Origin of the sequence: Streptomyces tagetis, assembly GCF_018069565.1 — a bacterium.
Classification (GTDB): domain Bacteria; phylum Actinomycetota; class Actinomycetes; order Streptomycetales; family Streptomycetaceae; genus Streptomyces; species Streptomyces tagetis.
This window is the reverse complement of record NZ_JAGPNL010000008.1, coordinates 318,893-338,143: the sequence shown is the minus strand read 5'-3', so window position 1 is coordinate 338,143 and position 19,251 is coordinate 318,893. Positions and strand designations below refer to the sequence as shown.

Annotated in this window: 18 protein-coding genes and 1 pseudogene; 10 read left to right on the top strand and 9 right to left on the bottom strand. The window is 73.7% G+C overall.

What is annotated here, in order from left to right:
* Positions 1 to 11: 11 nt before the first annotated feature.
* Positions 12 to 1,640: pseudogene (locus J5Y05_RS32690) on the top strand (DNRLRE domain-containing protein); the annotation flags it as partial.
* Positions 1,614 to 2,444 (top strand): LamG-like jellyroll fold domain-containing protein, encoded by an 831-nt coding sequence (locus tag J5Y05_RS32685; RefSeq protein WP_372450526.1) that lies wholly within the window; start codon positions 1,614 to 1,616, stop codon positions 2,442 to 2,444. The pseudogene J5Y05_RS32690 and the gene J5Y05_RS32685, both read left to right, overlap by 27 nt.
* A 128-nt stretch (positions 2,445 to 2,572) precedes the next feature.
* Here the strand turns inward: J5Y05_RS32685 and J5Y05_RS25910 are convergent, their stop codons facing one another.
* A complete protein-coding gene (locus tag J5Y05_RS25910) occupies positions 2,573 to 3,064 on the bottom strand; it encodes a ribonuclease FAU-1 family protein (protein WP_210875485.1) in 492 nt (163 codons plus the stop codon).
* A gap of 102 nt (positions 3,065 to 3,166) precedes the next feature.
* Between J5Y05_RS25910 and J5Y05_RS25905 the strand changes: the two genes are divergently transcribed.
* Positions 3,167 to 3,535 (top strand): GntR family transcriptional regulator, encoded by a 369-nt coding sequence (locus tag J5Y05_RS25905; RefSeq protein WP_210875484.1) that lies wholly within the window; start codon positions 3,167 to 3,169, stop codon positions 3,533 to 3,535.
* Positions 3,536 to 3,539: 4 nt separating this feature from the next.
* Here J5Y05_RS25905 and J5Y05_RS25900 read toward each other — a convergent pair whose 3' ends face one another.
* From J5Y05_RS25900 to J5Y05_RS25880, 5 genes are all read right to left on the bottom strand, one after another.
* Complete coding sequence (locus J5Y05_RS25900) at positions 3,540 to 4,304, bottom strand: DUF72 domain-containing protein (protein ID WP_210875483.1); 765 nt, start codon at positions 4,302 to 4,304, stop codon at positions 3,540 to 3,542.
* Positions 4,305 to 4,451: 147 nt separating this feature from the next.
* Complete coding sequence (locus J5Y05_RS25895) at positions 4,452 to 5,546, bottom strand: DUF5925 domain-containing protein (RefSeq protein WP_210875482.1); 1,095 nt, start codon at positions 5,544 to 5,546, stop codon at positions 4,452 to 4,454.
* 104 nt (positions 5,547 to 5,650) lie between these two features.
* Complete coding sequence (locus J5Y05_RS25890; RefSeq protein WP_210875481.1) at positions 5,651 to 6,502, bottom strand: polysaccharide deacetylase family protein; 852 nt, start codon at positions 6,500 to 6,502, stop codon at positions 5,651 to 5,653.
* On the bottom strand, positions 6,495 to 7,622 hold the full coding sequence (locus tag J5Y05_RS25885) for a glycosyltransferase family 2 protein (RefSeq protein ID WP_247615291.1): 1,128 nt from the start codon (positions 7,620 to 7,622) through the stop codon (positions 6,495 to 6,497). The genes J5Y05_RS25890 and J5Y05_RS25885 overlap by 8 nt, the downstream gene beginning before the upstream one ends.
* Entirely contained in the window at positions 7,619 to 8,437 is an 819-nt protein-coding gene (locus J5Y05_RS25880; RefSeq protein ID WP_210875480.1) for a glycosyltransferase family 2 protein, read from the bottom strand. Before J5Y05_RS25880 ends, J5Y05_RS25885 begins: the two co-directional genes overlap by 4 nt.
* A gap of 643 nt (positions 8,438 to 9,080) precedes the next feature.
* Here J5Y05_RS25880 and J5Y05_RS25875 point away from each other — a divergent pair.
* The 4 genes from J5Y05_RS25875 (at position 9,081) to J5Y05_RS25860 (ending at position 11,953) form a co-directional block, all read left to right on the top strand.
* A complete protein-coding gene (locus J5Y05_RS25875; RefSeq protein ID WP_210875479.1) occupies positions 9,081 to 9,887 on the top strand; it encodes an SGNH/GDSL hydrolase family protein in 807 nt (268 codons plus the stop codon).
* A 292-nt stretch (positions 9,888 to 10,179) separates the two neighbouring features.
* Positions 10,180 to 10,722: an ECF RNA polymerase sigma factor SigK gene (sigK, locus tag J5Y05_RS25870; protein ID WP_210875478.1), complete on the top strand. Its 543-nt coding sequence runs from the start codon at positions 10,180 to 10,182 to the stop codon at positions 10,720 to 10,722.
* Positions 10,719 to 11,564, top strand: coding sequence for an anti-sigma factor (locus J5Y05_RS25865; RefSeq protein ID WP_210875477.1), 846 nt, complete (start codon positions 10,719 to 10,721; stop codon positions 11,562 to 11,564). The genes sigK and J5Y05_RS25865 overlap by 4 nt, the downstream gene beginning before the upstream one ends.
* Before the next feature lie 116 nt (positions 11,565 to 11,680).
* On the top strand, positions 11,681 to 11,953 hold the full coding sequence (locus J5Y05_RS25860) for a hypothetical protein (RefSeq protein ID WP_210875476.1): 273 nt from the start codon (positions 11,681 to 11,683) through the stop codon (positions 11,951 to 11,953).
* A gap of 505 nt (positions 11,954 to 12,458) precedes the next feature.
* Here J5Y05_RS25860 and J5Y05_RS25855 read toward each other — a convergent pair.
* The 3 genes from J5Y05_RS25855 to hmgA all read right to left on the bottom strand — a co-directional run bounded on the left by J5Y05_RS25855 (position 12,459) and on the right by hmgA (position 15,807).
* Entirely contained in the window at positions 12,459 to 13,616 is a 1,158-nt protein-coding gene (locus tag J5Y05_RS25855; RefSeq protein WP_210875475.1) for a type ISP restriction/modification enzyme, read from the bottom strand.
* Between the two features lie 74 nt (positions 13,617 to 13,690).
* Positions 13,691 to 14,437, bottom strand: a complete 747-nt coding sequence (locus J5Y05_RS25850) for a GntR family transcriptional regulator (RefSeq protein WP_210875474.1) — start codon at positions 14,435 to 14,437, stop codon at positions 13,691 to 13,693.
* Positions 14,438 to 14,463: 26 nt separating this feature from the next.
* Positions 14,464 to 15,807 (bottom strand): homogentisate 1,2-dioxygenase, encoded by a 1,344-nt coding sequence (hmgA, locus tag J5Y05_RS25845; protein ID WP_210875473.1) that lies wholly within the window; start codon positions 15,805 to 15,807, stop codon positions 14,464 to 14,466.
* Between the two features lie 160 nt (positions 15,808 to 15,967).
* On the opposite strand from hmgA, the gene J5Y05_RS25840 reads away from it, so the two are divergent.
* From J5Y05_RS25840 to J5Y05_RS25830, 3 genes are all read left to right on the top strand, one after another.
* A complete protein-coding gene (locus J5Y05_RS25840) occupies positions 15,968 to 16,537 on the top strand; it encodes a hypothetical protein (protein WP_247615290.1) in 570 nt (189 codons plus the stop codon).
* A gap of 268 nt (positions 16,538 to 16,805) precedes the next feature.
* Entirely contained in the window at positions 16,806 to 17,423 is a 618-nt protein-coding gene (locus J5Y05_RS25835) for a TetR/AcrR family transcriptional regulator (RefSeq protein ID WP_210875472.1), read from the top strand.
* Between the two features lie 149 nt (positions 17,424 to 17,572).
* Positions 17,573 to 19,186: a CitMHS family transporter gene (locus J5Y05_RS25830; protein ID WP_210875471.1), complete on the top strand. Its 1,614-nt coding sequence runs from the start codon at positions 17,573 to 17,575 to the stop codon at positions 19,184 to 19,186.
* Positions 19,187 to 19,251 lie beyond the last annotated feature (65 nt).

Here is a 19,251-nt window from a genome sequence, read left to right as displayed (position 1 = left end):
GTGGGTGGGGTGTGGCGGGGATGTGGAGCCGAGCGCGGGGTGCCGGCAGAGCTGTCGGAGTCCTGCTGGGTGTGGCGTTGGCAGTCGGGTCGCTACCGGCGCTGTCGGGCGAGGCGGTGGCCGATACCCGGGCCGCCTCTCCCCGGACCGGGGCACGTTCGGCCGGGGACGACGCCGGTGGCCTGACGAAGACCGAGGCGACGGAGACCGCGGCGACCGAGTCCGAGGCGTTCGCCGAGGCGGAGAAGACCGGCGAGGCGGTGGAGATCGCGTCGCTGCGCGGGGAGACGAGGGAGGTCTTCGCCACTCCCGAGGGCGAACTGGAGGCGCGTGAGCACCTGCGTCCCGTCTGGACCCGCACCGGAGGCGGCTGGAAGCGGATCGACACCGACCTCGCGGCAACCGCCGGGGGCGCCGTCGCTCCCAAGGCGTCGACGATGGACATGGAGTTCTCCGGTGGAGGAGACGGTCCGCTGGTACGGATGCGACGCGCCGGACGGGAACTGAGCCTGTCCTGGCCCACGCCACTTCCGCGGCCCGAGATCGCGGGACCGGCCGCCACCTACCGGTCGGTCCTGCCGGAGGTCGACCTGAGGCTGACGGCGCAGGAGGACGGGTTCACCCAACTGCTCGTGGTCAAGACGGCCGAGGCCGCAGCCGGCCCGGAACTGGCCCGGCTGCAACTGGAGATGGACACCCAGGGCCTGTCGGTGGCGAAGACCGACGAGGGAGGTCTCCAGGCCCTCGACCGGGGCGCCCAGGGCGCGGTCTTCGAGGCTTCGAAGCCGATGATGTGGGACTCCGGTCCGGGCGGGCTCGCTCCGGTGGAGGTCGAGGTGCCGGCCGGGCAGAACGCGGTCGCGCTGACGCCGGACGCCGACGTGCTCAAGGGCGAGGACACCGTCTACCCCGTCTACATCGAACCCCAGTGGTACTCGCCGCGGGCGTCGGCGTGGACGATGGTCTCCAAGTACCGGGCCAACTCGCCGCAGTGGAAGTTCAACGGCGAATCGGACGCCGGCATGGGCTACTGCGGCTGGTCCTCCTGCGATCCTCACGACACCAAGCGCCTCTTCTACCGCATCCCGACATCGAGGTTCGCGGGCACGTCGATCCTGTCGGCCGAGTTCGTGGTGCGCAACACCTGGTCGGCTTCGTGCGCGGCCCGCACGGTGGAGCTGTACGAGACCAAGGGCATCTCGTCGTCGACGACATGGGCCGACCAGGACAACAGCGGGTTCTGGCCCAGGAAGCTGGCGTCGGAGTCCTTCGCGTACGGCCACGCGGGCTGCGCCGCCAAGGACGTGGGCTTCAACGTGAAGTCCGCGGTGCAGGCGGCTGCCGACCGCGAGGACGTGTCGATGACGTTCGGGCTGCGGGCGGCCAGTGAGAGCGACGGGAACGCCTGGAAGCGGTTCTCGGACAAGGCGTACCTCCGAGTCCGGTACAACCGTCCGCCGGCACAGATCACGATGTCGCAACCGACGAGGGAGGACGGCGGCACCTGCGAGAAGCCGTCGTCCGCCGCCCGGGTGCGCGGCCTCGGCGAGATCCACGCCGACAACGTCACCGACCCCGACGGCGACGGCGTGACCGCCGGCTGGAAGCCCGCGATGACGGCGGTCAAGAGGTCCGGTTCCGAGGAAGAGGCGCGGCAGTTCTGCGAACAGCGCCCCCAGGTGAAGGGCCGGTGGACTTTCGAGACCGCCCACGGTTCCCCGCTCGTCACACCGGACGCTTCCGCGGAGGGCAACGCCATGACCCTGTACGGCGGCGCCGAGATCGGTTCCGGATGGGTCGACGGAGGCGTCGACCTGGACGGTGTCGACGACTACGGCGTGACATCGGTGGTTCCCGTGGACACCGGCGGCAGCTTCACCGTCAGCGCCTGGGCCCAGGCGGCAGCCGCTCCGGAGCACGGTGTGGCGCTGCTCGACGTGCCCGGTACCGCCCAAAGCGCCTTCACCGTGCGTTACGAACCCAGCGCCACCCCCGAAACCGACCCAGGCCGCTGGCGGATCGTGATGGCGGCGGCCGACACCGGTACCGCCACGGTCACACACGTCGACAACGGGCAGTTCTTCAGCCCCACCGATTGGACACACCTGGCGCTCGTCTACGACGGCTTCGCCAAGCACCTCGCGCTATACGTCAACGGCGAACTACAAGTGCTGGCTTGCGCGGACGCGGACGGGGACGGCATGCCGGACGACAGCGCCTGCACGGACAGGGTCTCCTGGGCCGACGACGTGCTCTCCTTCGCCTCGGAACAACCGCTGCAACTCGGTCGCGCTCGCACCGGCACGAACACCTGGGGCGACTACTGGCCCGGCACCGTCTCAGACCTGTGGGCATTCCAGGGCGCCCTGACGACCGACCAGGTCCGACATCTGGCGGTCGGGATGCCCGGCATGCCCACCGCGGTTCCCGGCGAAGCCACCTGAGCGGGTCGTGCCGGGCCCCTGACGAGGGCCCGGCACGACGGAGCCGCATGCCCCTTCCCGCGTCCGCCGGGCCGACGGGCCCGGAGATCACACCGTCACGGCAAGATCGGCTCTCCCCTGATCAGCAGTCACGGGACGACCCTCTGGTCGAGGAGGTCGGGGAAGGCCGGGGTGTGGGCGAGGGTGGTGAGGGTGGTCAGGGCCTTGCGGGCTTGGGTGGTGGCTTCGGGGTCTTGGGTGGGGAGGCCGCTTGCCTCGAACTCGTCCTCGTCCAGGACGCGGACGTCCGTGCCGTCGGCCGAGCGCCACAGGTCCAGATCGAGGTCCTCGACGGTCAGGGTGGCGCCGTCGGTCACGGCGGGGCGGGTGATGTCGCAGTACCAGCCCTTCAGCGCGCCCGACGCGGTCCGGACCTCCTTGACGGCGTACCAGCGGTCCCGCCAGTAGTGCTCGGTGAAGACGTCACCCGGCTCGAAGCGGACGAAGCCGAAGTCGCGTACCCCGTCTCCGGCCCAGGGGGCCCGGAGGGTGAGGTGGGTGCCGTCGTCGCCGAGCAGTACCGCCGGGTAGCGGATCTTCGTCCGGCCGGCCTTGACCAGGACGACGTGCATCACGGACATGGTGTACCTCCGTTGCGCGGATGTCGGGGCGGAGGTCGCACGCTAGGACGGAGGGGGACGCGGGTGCCTCCCATTTTCCGGGGGATGGGGAACAATCGCCGTGTGACTTTGAAGATCCACATCTCCGGCGGTGTCCCGCCCTACGAGCAGGTGCGCGCGCAGATCTCCGAGCAGGCCCGGTCGGGCGTGCTGCCGGCCGGGTACCGGCTGCCCACCGTGCGCGGACTGGCCGACTCCCTGGGCCTCGCCGCCAACACGGTGGCCAAGGCGTACCGGGCCCTGGAGACCGACGGGGTGATCGAGACGCGCGGCCGCAACGGCACCTTCGTCGCCGCGGCGGGCTCGGCCGCCGAACGGGAGGGGGCCGCCGCCGCCCTGGCCTACGCCGAGCGCGCCCGGCGCCTCGGCCTCACCCGGGCCGACGCCCTGGCGGCCGTCGAGGACGCGCTGCGGGCCGCGTACGGCTCGTGAGGGCTCAGCCGGCCGGCGTGCCCGGGGTACGGGTCGTGGACAGGCCGGAGCGGCGCGCGGCACGGGCGAAGACCTCCGCGTCGCCGACGGCCGCCGCGTTCGGGTCGTTGTTGAAGTAGGCGTACACGTCGCCGTCCGGCCAGGTCTCCGCGATACGGTCGGCCCAGGTCGTCAGGGAGCGGCGGCCGTAGTGCGGCCAGGCGGCGGCGCGGCCCTCGTGGAAGCGGACGTACCCCCAGTCGGCGGTGCGCCACAGCGGCGCGACCGGGCGGGCCCGGACGTCGGCCCAGCACAGGGCGGCGCCACGGGCCTCCAGCACCCGGCGGACCCCGGGCGTCCACCAGGAGTCGTGCCGGGGCTCCACCGCGATCCGCGTGCCCGCCGGGAAGCAGTCCAGGCACGCGTCCAGGAGCCCCGGGTCGGCCCGCAGCGTCGGCGGCAACTGGAGCAGCACCGGACCGAGCCGGTCGCCGAGCCCCGCCGCGCGGGACATCAGCCGCCCGACCGGCTCCTCCGGGTCGCGCAGGCGTTTGACGTGGGTGAGGAAGCGGCTCGCCTTGACCGCGACCACGAAGCCCTCCGGCAGCCGCCCCCGCCAGTCCTCGAAGGTCTCCCGGGCCGGCAGCCGGTAGAAGGCGTTGTTGACCTCGACCGTGGCGAAACCGGCCGCGTACCGCTCCAGCCAGAGCCGGACCGGCAGACCGGGCGGGTAGAGGGCGCCCCGCCAGTCCCGGTACTGCCAGCCCGACGTGCCGACGAACACGGTCATGTCCCCATCGAAACACCGGGGGCCCGCCCGGACCACGCGTGCCCGCCCGGACCACGCGTGCCCGCCCGGACCACGCGTGCCCGCCCGGACCACGCGGACCCGCCCCGACCACGCGTGCCCGGCCCGGAGTCCGCGGGCCCGCCCCGGCTACAGGTAGAGCCCCGCCTCCGCGCCCGCCCGGGGTTCCGGCAGGGCCGTCGGCGAGGTGCCGCGGCGCAGGGCGTACAGCTCGGCCAGGGTCGCCCCCTCGCGGCCGACGCCCTCCTCGGTGCCGAGCCAGCCCACCGCCTCCCGCCGGGTGAGCCGGCCGACCTCGATACGGGCCAGGCAGCGGCCGGGGCGGACCACGGCGGGGTGCAGCCGCTCCAGGTCCTCGTTGGTGGTGACGCCGACCAGGACGTTGCGGCCCTGGCCGAGCAGGCCGTCGGTGAGGTTCAGCAGCCGGGACAGGGCCTGGCCCGCGGTGTGCTTGGCCTCGCCGCGGATCAGCTCGTCGCAGTCCTCCAGGAGCAGCAGCCGCCAGCGGTCCCGGCCCGTCTCGTCCTCCTCGCCGATGGCGATGTCCATGAGGTAGCCGACGTCGGAGAAGAGCCGCTCCGGGTCGAGTACGCAGTCCACCTGGCACCAGTCGCGCCAGGACCGGGCCAGCGTCCGCAGCGCCGACGTCTTGCCGGTGCCGGGCGGCCCGTGCAGGAGCAGCAGGCGGCCCGCGATGTCCTGCGGGGTCGTCTTCATCACGCGGTCCATCGCGTCGGCCACCGGCGCGGTGTAGTTGCCCCGCACCTCCTCCCAGGTGCCCGCGGCGATCTGCCGGGTGGTGCGGTGCGGTCCGCGCCGGGGGGAGACGTACCAGAAGCCCATGGTGACGTTCTCCGGGGCCGGCTCGGGCTCGTCGGCGGCACCGTCGGTGGCGTCGGCGACGACCGTGCGGGCCAGTTCGGCGCTGGTCGCCGTCACCGTCACGTCGGCGCCCCGGCTCCAGCGGGAGACCAGCAGCGTCCAGCCGTCGCCCTCGGCCAGCGTGGCGCTGCGGTCGTCGTCCCGGGCGGCGCGCAGCACCCGCGCGCCGGGCGGCAGCAGGGTCGCCCCGGAGCGGACGCGGTCGACGGTGGTGGCGTGCGCGTACGGCTGCTCGCCGGTGGCGAAGCGGCCGAGGAACAGCGCGTCGACGACGTCGGAGGGCGAGTCGCTGTCGTCGACGTTGAGCCGGATCGGCAGGGCGTCGTGCGGGTTCGCGGGCATGGGGCCATGATCCGGCAGGGGGCGGCGGGACGCACGCGGTTTCCCGGCCACCCGGGTCCGGGGGCGCCCTCGCCGCTGGACCTCGCCCCCGCCGGAGGGCCCCTTCACCGCCCGCCGTCCACCACCCCCCTCCCGCGCGGCACGCCCGGCAGGTCCCGGACCCGGCCGCCCATCCGCCGGGCCCCGCGGACCACGGCGTACCCCTTGGTCAGGGCCCGGTCCCGGGCGTACGCGCGGGTGAGTGCACGGCCCTCGACGAGCCGGGCGAACGCCTCGGGCCCGGTGGCGCGGCGCACGGTCACCCGGCGCAGCGCGTACGGTCCCTGCCGGCGGCGGGACAGCGCGTTGCCGACGGCGAGCGCCTGCGCGTACCCCGTCTCGCGCACCGCCCGCCGCACCCGCCGGTCGGAGTAGCCGTACGGGTAGGCGAACGAGACGGGTACGGTGCCCACCTGGTCCGCGATGATCTCCTTGCCGTGGATCAGCTCGAACCGCAGCCGCCCGTCGCCGAGTTGGTCCAGTTGCGGGTGGGTGTGGCTGTGGCCGCCGATCTCCACGCCGGCGGCGGCCAGCTCCCGTGCCTGGCCCCAGTCGAGCATGGTGTCGAGGGCGCCCCCGGTGTCGTACGGGCCGCGCAGCCAGCCGGTCGTGACGAAGACGGTGGCCGGGAAGCCGTGCGCGGCCAGCACCGGAAGGGCGTGCCGGTGCACGCCCTCGTAGCCGTCGTCGAAGGTGATCAGGACCGGCCGCTTCGGCAGGGGGCCCTCCCCGCGCCAGGCGGCGGCGAGCGTCGCCGTGGTGACCGGGGTCAGCCCCCGGTCGGCGATCAGCGCCATCTGCGCGGCGAACGCCCCGGGCGTCACCGACAGGTCCCGGGTGGCGTCCTTGGGGTCGGCGGCCACGGCGTGGTACATGAGCACCGGTACGCGGGGGTCGGCCGCGGTCGCCTCAGCCATGCGCGCCGCCCTCCCGCAGCGGTGCCACGGTGAACGCGGTGCCGCCGCGCCGGGTCCGGACGCTGCCCACCAGGTAGCCACCGGCCGCGGTGAGCACGCCGGTGACGATCGCGCCCGCCCGGCCCGCGCCGCCCGGCCGGGCCAGCACGGCGTCGCGCAGCCCCCGGACGACCCCGGCCGGCAGGGTGCGGGTGGCGTACCGGCGTTCCGACTCCAGCCCCCTGGCCGCCCCGACGCTGCGGGCGACCAGGGCCTTGGAGAGGCCCTCGGCGTACGTGCGGGAGCGGAAGTAGCCGAAGTGCTCGCGGGCTCCGGGCACCCGGTGGTGGATCACCGCCCGGTCGTCGATGAGGAGCACCGCGTCGGGCCGGGCGCGGGCGAGCCGGATGCACAGTTCCGTCTCCTCGCAGCCCAGCGGTCGCCGGTCGCCGTCGCGTCCGATGCCGGTGGCGAAGCCGCCCGCCGCGTCGAACGCCTCCCGCCGGAAGGAGGCGTTGCCGCCGAGCACGTTGCGCACCCGGACCCGGCCGGGCGGCAGGCCGCGGTACGTGCAGCCCACCACCCAGTCGAACTCCTCGGGGAACCAGGCGGGCCGGCGCCCGGACGCCCAGACGGGCAGGGTGCGCCCGCCGACGGCCATGACCCGAGGGTCGGCGTACCCCTCGGTGAGGTGCCGCAGCCAGTCGCGCTCGGCCACGGCGTCGTCGTCGAGGAAGGCGATCACCTCCGCGCGGGAGGCGGCGATGCCGGTGTTACGGCCGGCGGAGAGGCCGCGGGGACCGGCGTTGGGCAACACCCGTACGGGCACCGGGGACTGCGCCGCCGCCGCTGACGTCGGAGCCGCAGCCGACGCGGGAGCCGCAGCCGCAGCCGACGCCGGAGCCGACGCCGACGCTCGCCTCTGCCCCGGATCGCCCCCGGCGACCGGCCCGCCCCCCGCCCCGGGCCCCGGATACTCCGCGGCGAGCCGCCCCCGCAGGGCCTCGTTGTGGTCGACGACCAGCAGGATCTCCAGCGGGGGCCGGGACTGCGCCCGCACCGAGGAGACGGCGGCGAGGATGTCCTCCCACCGCTCCTCGGTGTAGGCGCAGATCACGACGGACACGGCGGGACGGCTCAAGACGCCTTCCCCCGGGCCGTGCTGAGCACCGGCGAGTGGGCACGGCTGCGCAGCGCACGGCGGTTGGAGCGCTCGGCGAGGATCACTCTGAGCACCCGCAGCCCGTCGCGCACCGCCCGCAGATTGCTCACGCCGTGGATGCGCAGGTACTCGTGGCTCGGGATCTCCTGCACCTTGAGCCCGGCCTTGACGACCCGGATGTTCATCAGCGTCTCGACCTCGAAGCCGGTGCAGTCCAGGTCGATCTTGTCCAGGCAGTGCCTCCAGAACGCGTTGTAGCCGTAGCACAGGTCGGTGTAGCGGGCGCCGAACTTCCGGTTGACGACCGCGCACAGGGCGCGGTTGCCGAGCTTGCGGATGAAGGTCATGTCGTCGGTGCCGCCGCCGTTGGCGAAGCGGGAGCCCTTGGCGAAGTCGGCGCCGGAGACGAGGGCGGAGACGTACGAGACGATCTCCTGCCCGTCGGCGGAGCCGTCGGCGTCGACCATGACGATGATGTCCCCGGTGCACTCCCCGAAGCCGGTGATCAGCGCGTCGCCCTTGCCCTTGCCGCGCTGTTCGACCACCTTGACCTGCGGCCACAGCTCCCGGGCGACCTCGACGGTGGCGTCGGTGGAGTTGCCATCCACGAGGACGACCTCGTGTATCCAGTCGGGCAGCGTCTTGAAGACGTAGGGAAGGTTCTCCGCCTCGTTCATGGCCGGGATGACCACGCTGACGGGCGGTGCGATGGCCAGGTGCGAGGAGACGGGCCGGTACGTGCCGGCCGGTGACGGGCCGTCGGCCCGCGGCACCGGCCGCAGAACTGAGCTCATGAGTGTGGTCCCTCTCGTCCGGCGGACCGCCCGCCCCAGGGGCGGTCCGGCTCTGTGTCCGGTTCGAAAGGGGGGTTCTCACCCAGGGCGCGGCGGGATGGTTCTCCGCTCGTGCCAGGTGAGCTGGCAAAGCCCGCCGGCGCCGGAAAGAAACGGCAGCCGGCCGCGCGGCACGGCCCGGCCACCTGTGCGGTCGCCGAGCACGGCACCCCCCTACCGCGCTCCGCGCCGGGTCCGCCGTGGCCCCGAGCCCTCCCCTGGGCCGTGTGCCGACGTTCCGACGCGGGAGATGTATGACGGTATTGACGATTGAACCCGTATGGCAAGACCTCGAACGGGCCTCACCTTTTGGCTGATTTGACGGTCATCCGCCTGTCGCGGACGGCGAGTTCGCGCCGAAGATCCCCCGATCCCCTCCGGACTCCGTCGGCGCGCACGGCCGAATTGCCCCCCGAAGCCCCGGATGCCGGGCCCAAATGTGACGCAGCCCGGCAGGTGCCGTCAAGGAGGCCCCGTTCCCCTGGCCGGATTTAGTCCGAGTTTGAACGAACTCGACCGGGCACACTTTTGGCATGGACACTTCCGGTCAACGCGCGTAGCTGCTATCACAGTTACCGCAGAGATCCTGCTAAAGGGAGGTTCCATGAGACGTTCCCGACTTGTCGGCATCCTGAGTTCACTCCTCCTCGCGGCCGGCGCCGCACTCGGCTCCGCCGCCGCCGCGCACGCCGCCCAAACCGCCGCGTCCGGCGGCTATGTGGCGCTGGGCGACTCCTACTCCTCTGGGGTCGGGGCCGGTTCGTACATCTCCTCCAGCGGTGACTGCAAGCGCAGCACGAAGGCCCACCCGTACCTGTGGGCGGCGGCGAACTCGCCCACGTCCTTCGACTTCACGGCCTGTTCGGGCGCCCGAACGGGTGATGTTCTGGCGGGTCAGCTCGGACCCCTCAGCTCCTCCACCGGACTGGTTTCGATCAGCATCGGCGGAAACGACGCCGGTTTCGCCGATGTCATGACGACCTGTGTGCTCCAGTCCGACAGTGTCTGTCTGTCCCGGATCGCCACCGCCACCTCGTACGTCGACTCGACGCTGCCCGGCAGCCTGGACGGCGTCTACTCCGCCATCCGCTCCAAGGCGCCGAACGCCCGGGTCGTCGTCATCGGCTACCCGCGCTTCTACCAGCTCGGCGCCTCCTGCATCGGCCTCTCCGAGACCAAGCGGAAGGCGATCAACGACGCCTCCGACCGTCTCAACAGCGCGATCGCCAAGCGCGCCGCCAACCACGGCTTCGCCTTCGGCGACGTCCGCACGCCGTTCACCGGGCACGAGATCTGCTCCGGCAACGCCTGGCTGCACAGCGTGAACTGGCTCAACATCGGCGAGTCGTACCACCCGACCGCGGCCGGCCAGTCCGGCGGCTACCTGCCGGTCCTGAACAGCCTCGCCTGACCCGGGCCGTACCCCGGCCCCCGAGGCCCGCCCCGCGCGTGGGCGCGGCCGACGCGGTCAAGCGGAAGGAGGCGGAAGGAGAAGGAGCGGTACGGAGAACGAGGGGGAGGTCCCGCCGGCGCTGGGACCTCCCCCTCCCGTCCCCACGGAACCGGCCCCGTTCCGCACGAGATCGTTTTCCCGCCCGCCCCGCTGACGCTTTCGGCCCGCGCGTCCGTACTCCCCTGCGAGACGTGCGTCCGCCCGCGGAGAAGGGCGGGCCGGGTGAGGCGGTTGTGGGGAGAGGGGCGGGGTGGACGCGGACGAACTGCTGACGCTCGTGGCCCGGGGCGACCGGGCCGCCTTCGAGGCGCTGTACGCACTGGTCTCCGGCCCGGTGTACGGACTCGCGCTGCGCGTGGTCCGCGACCCCGCCCAGGCCGAGGAGGTCGCCCAGGAGGCCCTGCTCGAACTCTGGAGCTCCGCCGCCCGCTTCGACCCGGCCCGGGGCAGCGCCCTCGCCTGGACCCTCACCCTCGCCCACCGCCGCGCCGTCGACCGGGTCCGCAGCGCCCGCGCCGCCGGCGAACGCGACCGCCGCGAGGCCCGCCGCTCCCACCACCCCGCCTTCGACCAGGTCGTGGAAGAGGTCGAGGCCGGCCTCGAACGCGACGAGGTGCGCCGCTGCCTGGACCGGCTCACCGCGCTGCAACGCCAGTCGGTCACGCTCGCCTACTACGACGGCTACACCTACCGCGAGGTCGCCGAACGCCTCTCCGTACCGCTCGGCACGGTGAAGACCCGGATGCGGGACGGGCTCGACCGGCTCCGCGCCTGCCTGGTGGGTGCCGTATGAGACTCCCGCGCCGTCCGCCCCGCCCCGGCGACGACCTCCACTCCCTCGCCGCCCCCTACGCCCTCGACGCCCTGGACCACGCCGAGCGCGACCGGTACGAACACCACCTCGCCGCGTGCGCGGAGTGCGCCGCCGAGGTGCGCACCCTCGCCGAGGACACCGTCCGGCTGGCCCGGTCCACGGCCGTCCCCGCCCCGGCCGCCCTGCGCGCCCGGGTCCTGGCCGCCGTACGTACCGCACCGCAGGAGCCGGCCGCTCCCCGGGAGCCCGCCTCCTCGCGGGAGCCCGCCGCCCGGCGGCGCGCGCGGCGGCTGCCCCGGACGGGGGCCGCGCGGGCCCGGCGCGACCGCTTCCGGCCGTCCGGCCCGTGGCTCCTGCTGGTGCCGTTCGCCACGACCACGGCCGCCGCGGCCCTCGTGGTCGCCGCGCTGTTCGCCGCCGAGGCGCACCGGACGCGGGAGGAACTGGACGCCGCGCGCGACCGGGCCCGTGAGATCGCCCACGTTCTCGCCGCGCCGGACGCGCGCGCCGCCGGCGGTGCCGACGAGACGGGCGGTGTGCTCGGCGTGGTGGCCTCCGCCTCAGAGGGGCGCGCGGTAGTGACTTTGGGCGGTTACGGACGCCCCCCGGGCGACCGCGTGCATCAACTCTGGCTCGTGCGCCCCGGCGCACCACCGCACTCCCTCGGGCTCTTCGACGGGGACGCGCCCCTGCTCGCATCGGGCCTGGAACCGGGCCCCGCCTCCCTGGCCGTGACCGTCGAGCCCGGAGGGGGGTCGTCCCGCCCCACCGGCACCCCGCTTGTCCAAGTCGCCCTGGAATCGGTCGGATTCGGAGGGTAATCGTCAACCCCCTTATGGGGAAGGTGAATCCTGCGGGCGCGATACACGTCGGCCCCGGAGGGGCGATAGGGTTACTCTGCCCGGGGCCGGGCGGACATGTACGGGTGGGGAGTGACATGGAACAGATAACAGCAGTGCGGCGCAGGGCCAGGGTCCCTGCCATCACCTGCGGGGGTGCCGCGACCAGTTCGCGTCTCGACCGCCACCTCGCGGTGCTCGGAGGGCCCGCCCTCCCGCAGCGGGAGACGGTGGAGGCCACGTCGCTGATGCGTGAGCTGATCGCCCGTGACACCGTGCACGAGCCCGGCGGACGGCGGGCCAGGGTGCGCCGCGTCTCGCTCTTCGCGCCCCTGCGGCGGCTGCGCCGCTCGCTGTTCGGCAGCCACTGAGGCCCGCGCCACGGCGGTCGCACCGTCCCGGCGCGGTGCCCCACCCCCGGCGCTCCCACGGCGGCCGGCCACCCCGGCGCACCCAGCGCGGGCGGCCCGTCCGCACCGCCTTCCCGCCCCGCGGTCCGGCGGCCCACCCGGTCCCACGGTACGACCCGTACGGCCCGACGGTTCCGGCGTCACCTCGGTGACGGCGGTCGGCTCCCCGCCGACCCGGACCGGCACATCCAGCGACACCCGACGGCCCGGCTCCGGCCCGGCACGTCCCACGACGCCCGTCACCTCCGCCCCGGCCCCCGGCACGACCCGCGCGACCGTCCCAGACGGCCTGCGTGACCGCTCGGCGCATCGGCGTGACCGTGGGGAAACGCGGCCTCCGCTTCCGGCTCCAGGGATCGCGAGTCCCGTTCCGGGCCCGTAGGGATCGCGACGCCCGCTCCCGGCCCCCGGCCCCCCAGAGATCGCGACCCCCGCTCCCCGCCCGTGCGGTTCACGGGCCCCCGGGTCACAGCAGCGTCAACTGCCCCTCCGGCCCCTCCTCCCGCGCGTCCAGCACGGAGGACGGCCGCCGAGCCGCCCGGGGCACCGGCAGCACCCCCGCCCCGCGCAACTCGCCCGCCGTGACCGGCTCCGTGACCGTCAGCTCCGCGCACCGCGCACGCACGTCGGCGAGCAGCGCGAGGACCGTGATCAGCTCCAGCAGCTCCGACGTCCACGCCTGTGGCCAGGACGCCGGGCCGATCGCCGCCAGCGTGCCCGGCTCCCCGCCCTCCGTCCGGGCCGCGAACCAGCGCTCCAGCACCCGGCCCCCGCCCGCCTCGAACTCCCACGCCGCACGCGGTACCGGGGAGACCCGGCCCTCGCCCAGCGTCAGGGCCTCCGCCTCCGCGTCGTAGCCGAGGTCCGACGGGCGCGCGGGCAGCGGGGCGCGGACGTAGGGGCGGCGCCCGCCCGGCAGCTTGGGCCGCTCCCCGTCCCGGCACATCAGCCACAGCGCCCGGCGGCCCAGCGCCACCCCGCGCTCCCACAGCCGTGGATCGGCGGTCAGCGGCACCCCGCCGTCCGGCCGGGCCGCCACCACGATCCACGCCAGTACGTCGAGCGGGTCGGGCCGCCGGCCGAGCCGGGCCCCCAGGTGGTCCAGCAGCCCCGGGGCGAGGTTCGGCTCCGCCGCGCCGGGCCGCCGGTACAGCGGACGGACCCGGGCGGGCCCGGCCAGCGGCAGCAGCTCGGTCGCGAGGAGCCGGGGACCCGGTCCCTCCGGCAACTCCACCAGGAAGACCTGCCGTTCGTCCGCCACCCGCCACAACTCCGGCCGGGCCGCGTCGATCAGCCGGTGGTCCGGGATGAGCCACTGCTCGTCGAACGGCGCCCGCAGCACCCGTACCGGCCCCGGACACGGGCCCCCGGCCCGCGCCAGCCTGCCCGTGCCGCCCACCCCGCCCGGCAGACGCCCGACCCGGGTGTCGAGCGTGCGCGAGCGCGAGGGCTCGAACAGGGCCGCGCGGTCCGGGCCCGCTGCCGCGAGCAGGGCGTCCCAGCGGCGCGCGAGGGAGACCGGGTCGGGGCCCGCCGGCCACCCCCGGCCGAGCCGCGGCGGTGCGACGGACCACGGCATGAGGTCCGCCAGCGGCGGAGCGTCGTCGTGCGTCACGCCGGGCATCGTACGACGGCGGGTGCCGTACGACGGCGGGCACGGTACGACGGCCGGGTGCCGTATGACGGCGGGTGCCGGACTCAGGTGGCATCCAGGGTCACGGTGAAGGAGAAGCGGTCCCCCCGGTAGTGGATCACCGCCACGTCCAGCACCCGCCCCGCCGTGTCGTACGTGACCCCCGTGTAGTGCAGGATCGGGCTGAGCAGCGGCACGTCCAGCAACCGCGCCGTCTCCGGGTCGGCGAGCCGCGCCTGGACGCTGTCCGTGATCCGGCTGATGTCCACGCCCACCACGTCCCGCAGCACCTTCGTCATCGGCCAGCGCGCCAGATCGTCCGGGTCGATCCGGGCGGCCAGCTCGGGACGGACGTAGTTGCGGGCGTGGTTGGTCGGCTCGCCCGTCTCGTCCCGGCGCAGCCGGTGGTACGTCGCCGTCTCGGCCGTGTCCGGGAAGTGCTCGGCGAGTTCCGACGGCACCGGGCCCACCCCGTGGTCCAGCAGCGTCGCCTCCATGCCGGACTGCTGGGCCACGATGGCGTCCACCGAGCCCAGCAGCCGCACCGGCACCCCCCGTCGTACGTGCGGCTCGATGAACGTGCCTCGCCGGCGGTGGCGCGAGATCAGGCCCTCGTCCTCCAGCTCCTTCAGCGCCTGCCGCATCGTCAGGACGCTCACCCCGTAGTGGGCCGCCAACTGCTCCTCCGTCGGCAGGCGCAGCGGGTCGCGGGGCGAGCGGCCCAGTATCGACGCGCGCAGCGACTGCGACACCTGGTACCAGAGCGGCAGTTTGCGGTTCAGGACGATGGAGTCCGGGGCAAAGGAGGTCACGGGTTATCCGTACCGGTCACCCGTGCTCAGCGCAACGGGCGGAAGTGACGCTCCAGTCCCTGCCACACGTCGTCGTAGCGCCGTTGCAGGTGTTCCGCGCCGGCCGCCTGGGGGGTGAGGGTCACCGGCCACCGGGTCTCGAACATGAACGCCAGCCCGTCGTCGACCTTCTGCGGGCGCAGCTCGGCCGCGCTCGCCCGGTCGAAGGTCTCCCGGTCCGGACCGTGCGCCGACATCATGTTGTGCAGCGAGCCGCCGCCGGGCACGAAGCCCTCCGCCTTCGCGTCGTACGCGCCCTCGATCAGGCCCATGTACTCGCTCATCACGTTCCGGTGGAAGTACGGCGGACGGAAGGTGTCCTCGCCCACCAGCCAGCGCGGCGCGAAGACCACGAAGTCGATGCCCGCGAGGCCCGGGGTGTCGGACGGCGAGGTGAGCACCGTGAAGATCGACGGGTCCGGGTGGTCGTACGAGATGGTGCCGATGACGTTGAAACGGCGCAGGTCGTAGACGTACGGCACGTGGTTGCCGTGCCAGGCGACCACGTCGAGCGGGGAGTGCGCGTAGGTGGCCGACCACAGGTTGCCGCAGAACTTGTTCACCACCTCGACCTCGCCCTCCACGTCCTCGTAGGCGGCGACCGGGGCCTGGAAGTCGCGGGCGTTGGCCAGGCCGTTGGCGCCGATCGGGCCGAGGTCGGGGAGGCGGAAGGGAGCGCCGTAGTTCTCGCAGACGTAGCCGCGGGCCTCCTCGTCCAGCAGCTCCACGCGAAAGCGCACCCCGCGCGGGACCAGCGCGATGTGGCCCGGCTCGGCGCGCAGCAGCCCGAACTCCGTGCGCAGCAGCAGCCCGCCGTGCTCCGGGACGATCAGCAACTCGCCGTCGGAGTCGCCGAAGACCCGCTCCATGGAGGCGTTGGCGTGGTAGAGGTGCACGGCCATGCCGGTGCGCTGGGCCGCGTCGCCGTTGCCGCCGAGGGTCCACAGGCCCGCCAGGAAGTCGGTCCCGGCCGGGGGCACGGGCAGCGGGTTCCACCGCAGCCGGTTCGGGTCCGGCACCGACTCGGTGAACGGGGCGGTGCGCAGCGCGCCGTTGTCCACGCGGGTGAAGGCCGGGTGCGCGGCCGAGGGGCGGATGCGGTACAGCCACGAGCGCCGGTTGTGCGCCCTCGGCTCGGTGAACGCCGTGCCGCTGAGCTGTTCCGCGTAGAGCCCCAGCGGGGCCCGCTGCGGTGAGTTGCGACCCTCCGGAAGGGCGCCCGGTACCGCCTCCGAGCTGTGCTCGTTGCCGAAACCGGATAGATAGGACAGATGGGGCAGGTGGGGCGGATGGGAGAGCCCCTCCGTCGCCTTGCGCGTGTCCCCGCTCATCGTTCGCTCCCTCGGCCGCCGAATCCTATGGAGCACCGTAGGATTGCGTTTTCCCGGGCGCAAGAGGGCGCCCCGTTCTTCCCGTCCTCCGTCGTGAGGATGACCGGAACCCGCCCTCGGGGGGATTCGGCCGCTCGGACCGGTGTTCTACGCTCCGGTCATGACGTGTACGCGGAGAGTGCTCGCCGCGCTCGCGGTCTGCCTGGTGCTGACCACGGGCTGCGGCTCCGGAGAGGGGGCGGAACCGGGGGCCGGAGAGTCGTCCACGCCGGGCCGGCTCCTGACCGCCACCGACGAGGAGGGCCGGCGCTACCGCGAGGCGGACCCGGGGCGTCCGCCCCGCGTCGGCATCGAGATCAAGCCGGGTGCCGACGGCGACTGGGACGTACGGCTGACGGTGCGCGACTTCCGTTTCTCCTCGCCCGGCACCCCGCAGCGGGCGGTGGACGGGCAGGGCGTGGCCCACCTCTACGTCGACGGCGCCCTCGTCGCCCGGCTGCGCGCCCCGCGCCACCACCTCCCGCCCGGCTCGATCTCCCGGGGCACGCACCAGGTCACCGTCCGCCTCTACGCGGACGACGACACGGTCTGGGCCCTGGACGGCAAGCCGGTGGAGAGCACGGCCGACGTCACCGCCTCGGACGTGGAGGCCACGGAGGGTGCGGGGGCTAACGGGGGCGCGGGGGCCACTGGGGGGGCGGGGGCGGCGCAGACCGTGGACGACGGGTGAGGTGGGGGAGGTGTGGGGGAGACGGGTGGGGCTGGTGGCCTGGGACGGGTGGGACCGGTGAGGCGGGTGAGGCGGGTGAGGTGCCCGGGGCGGGGCGGGTGAGGGAGTCGAGGGTGTGGGGGCCGTGAAGGGCGCGGCCGGCGCCGGGGCGGGGTCCCGGCCGGTGTCCGGCGCGGGGCCGGGCCGTCCGGATGCGGGCACCCGGGCCGTCCGGATGCGGACGCTGACGCGGGGGCCCCGGTGTGCCCGTGCGGGGCGTGCGGGCATCATGAGGGCCGTGTCCCACGCGACCCCGCTGCGCCGCGCCCCCGTGCAACGGCGCAGCGCCGAACGGCTGACCAGGATTCTGGACGCCTGCGCCGGCCTCCTCGACGAGGCCGGATACGACGCCCTCAGCACCCGGGCCGTGGCCCAGCGCGCCGGCGTCCCCATCGGCTCGGTGTACCGGTTCTTCGGCAACAAACGGCAGATGGTCGACGCCCTCGCCCAGCGCAACCTGGAGCGCTACGCCGAGCGCGTCGCCGAGCGGCTGACCGGGACGCCCGAGGGCGACTGGCGCGGCGCGCTGGACGCGGTGTTCGACGAGTACCTCGCCATGAAACGCACCGCCCCCGGCTTCTCCCTCGTCGACTTCGGCAACCAGATCCCCGTCGGCGAACGCCCCGCCGAGCCCAACCACCGCGTCGCCGACCGGCTCGCCGGACTCCTCTCCGGCCACCTCGTCCACCGGCCCGGCAGCGATCCGCGCCGCACCTTCCTGATCGCCGTGGAGACCGCCGACGCCCTCGTCCAGCTCGCCTTCCGGGTCGATCCCGAGGGCGACGAGGGGATCATCGACGAGGCCCGGGAGTTGCTGCGCGCCTACCTCAGCCGGGTGCTCGACTGACCCCCAGTTTCTCGTCGCAACGCTGTGACCTGGAGTTTCGCTCTTATTGCTCGCATGTCAACGTCTTGTTGGCGCTCCTCGTCGGCATCTAACGTCGCAGCACCGCCGGCCCTGGTGGGAGTTCAAGGGCGAACGTTAGGTATCCACTCATGCTGACCATCCTCGGCTTCGCCATGATCGCGACATTCCTTGTCCTGATCATGATGAAAAAGATGTCGCCGATCGCGGCGCTCGTACTGATCCCCGCGCTGTTCTGTGTGTTCGTCGGCAAGGGCGCCCATCTCGGCGACTACGTCATCGACGGCGTCTCCAGCCTCGCGCCCACCGCGGCGATGCTCATGTTCGCCATCGTCTACTTCGGGGTGATGATCGACGTCGGGCTGTTCGACCCGATCGTCCGGGCGATCCTGCGGTTCTGCAAGGCCGACCCCCTGCGGATCGTCGTCGGCACGGCCCTGCTCGCCGCGATCGTCTCCCTGGACGGCGACGGATCGACCACCTTCATGATCACGGTCTCGGCGATGTACCCGCTCTACAAGCGGCTGAAGATGAGCCTCGTCGTCATGACCGGCATCGCGGCCATGGCCAACGGCGTGATGAACACCCTCCCGTGGGGCGGCCCCACCGCACGGGCCGCCACCGCGCTGAAGGTCGACGCCAGCGACATCTTCGTGCCGATGATCCCGGCCCTCGCCGTCGGCCTGCTCGCCGTCATCGCCCTGTCGTACGTCCTCGGACTGCGCGAGCGCCGCCGGCTCGGCATGCTCACCCTGGACCGGGTCCTGGACACCGGGAAGGACGCGGGGAAGGGCACGGAGGACGCCGCCGAGGATGCCACCGAGGACGCCGCCGCGAGCGAGACGGTGCTGGTCGGCGCGGGAACGGTGGCGGGCGCGGGCTCCGGCGCCGGCACGGGCCCCGGCGCGCGGACGGCGACGGGCGGGGGCGGCACGGCCGGTGGCGGTGGTGACGTCGCCGACTCCGCCGAGTCCGCCGACGCCACTGGTTCGACTGATTCGACCGGCTCGACCGGCTCGACCGGTTCCACTGGCTCCACCGGTTCCACTGGTCTCGCCGGCTCCGGCCGTGCCGATGGCTCCGGCGATCAGGACGAGGACGGCTTCCAGGGGCTGGACCCGAACCGCGCGACGCTGCGGCCCAGGCTCTACTGGTTCAACGCGCTGCTCACGGTGGCCCTGCTCACCGCCATGATCATGGAGTGGCTGCCGATACCGGTGCTGTTCCTGATCGGCGCCGCGCTCGCCCTCACCGTCAACTACCCTCGCATCCCCGACCAGAAGGCCCGCATCGCCGCCCACGCCGACAACGTCCTCAACGTCTCCGGCATGGTCTTCGCCGCCGCCGTCTTCACCGGCGTCCTCACCGGCACCGGCATGGTCGACCACATGGCCCGCTGGCTCGTCGACACCATCCCCGGCGGCATGGGCCCGCACATGGGCCTCGTCACCGGCCTGCTGAGCCTCCCGCTCACCTACTTCATGTCGAACGACGGCTTCTACTTCGGTGTCCTGCCGGTGCTCGCCGAGGCCGGCGCCGCGCACGGCGTGCCCACGCTGGAGATAGCCCGCGCCTCCATCGTCGGCCAGCCCCTGCACATGTCCAGCCCCCTCGTCCCCGCCGTCTACGTCCTGGTCGGCATGGCCCGGGTCGAGTTCGGCGACCACACGCGGTTCGTCGTGAAGTGGGCGGTCCTCACCAGCCTGGTCGTGCTGGGCGCGGGCATCCTGTTCGGGACCATCTGATCGTCGGCCCCGCTCCGTGGGGGAGCCGCGCGGACCCGGCTCCGTGGGGGAGCCGTACGGAAAGG

Excerpts from the sequence above, each read along its gene's own strand:
- J5Y05_RS25880 (WP_210875480.1), bottom strand. The coding sequence starts at position 8,437 with ATGAGCTCAGTTCTGCGGCCGGTGCCGCGGGCCGACGGCCCGTCACCG.
- J5Y05_RS32685 (WP_372450526.1), top strand. The coding sequence starts at position 1,614 with ATGACGGCGGTCAAGAGGTCCGGTTCCGAGGAAGAGGCGCGGCAGTTC.
- J5Y05_RS25865 (WP_210875477.1), top strand. The coding sequence starts at position 10,719 with ATGAGACTCCCGCGCCGTCCGCCCCGCCCCGGCGACGACCTCCACTCC.
- J5Y05_RS25890 (WP_210875481.1), bottom strand. The coding sequence starts at position 6,502 with ATGGCTGAGGCGACCGCGGCCGACCCCCGCGTACCGGTGCTCATGTAC.
- J5Y05_RS25835 (WP_210875472.1), top strand. The coding sequence starts at position 16,806 with ATGAGGGCCGTGTCCCACGCGACCCCGCTGCGCCGCGCCCCCGTGCAA.
- J5Y05_RS25830 (WP_210875471.1), top strand. The coding sequence starts at position 17,573 with ATGCTGACCATCCTCGGCTTCGCCATGATCGCGACATTCCTTGTCCTG.
- hmgA (WP_210875473.1), bottom strand. The coding sequence starts at position 15,807 with ATGAGCGGGGACACGCGCAAGGCGACGGAGGGGCTCTCCCATCCGCCC.
- J5Y05_RS25895 (WP_210875482.1), bottom strand. The coding sequence starts at position 5,546 with ATGCCCGCGAACCCGCACGACGCCCTGCCGATCCGGCTCAACGTCGAC.
- J5Y05_RS25840 (WP_247615290.1), top strand. The coding sequence starts at position 15,968 with ATGACGTGTACGCGGAGAGTGCTCGCCGCGCTCGCGGTCTGCCTGGTG.
- J5Y05_RS25855 (WP_210875475.1), bottom strand. The coding sequence starts at position 13,616 with ATGCCCGGCGTGACGCACGACGACGCTCCGCCGCTGGCGGACCTCATG.
- J5Y05_RS25900 (WP_210875483.1), bottom strand. The coding sequence starts at position 4,304 with ATGACCGTGTTCGTCGGCACGTCGGGCTGGCAGTACCGGGACTGGCGG.
- J5Y05_RS25875 (WP_210875479.1), top strand. The coding sequence starts at position 9,081 with ATGAGACGTTCCCGACTTGTCGGCATCCTGAGTTCACTCCTCCTCGCG.
- J5Y05_RS25910 (WP_210875485.1), bottom strand. The coding sequence starts at position 3,064 with ATGTCCGTGATGCACGTCGTCCTGGTCAAGGCCGGCCGGACGAAGATC.
- J5Y05_RS25860 (WP_210875476.1), top strand. The coding sequence starts at position 11,681 with ATGGAACAGATAACAGCAGTGCGGCGCAGGGCCAGGGTCCCTGCCATC.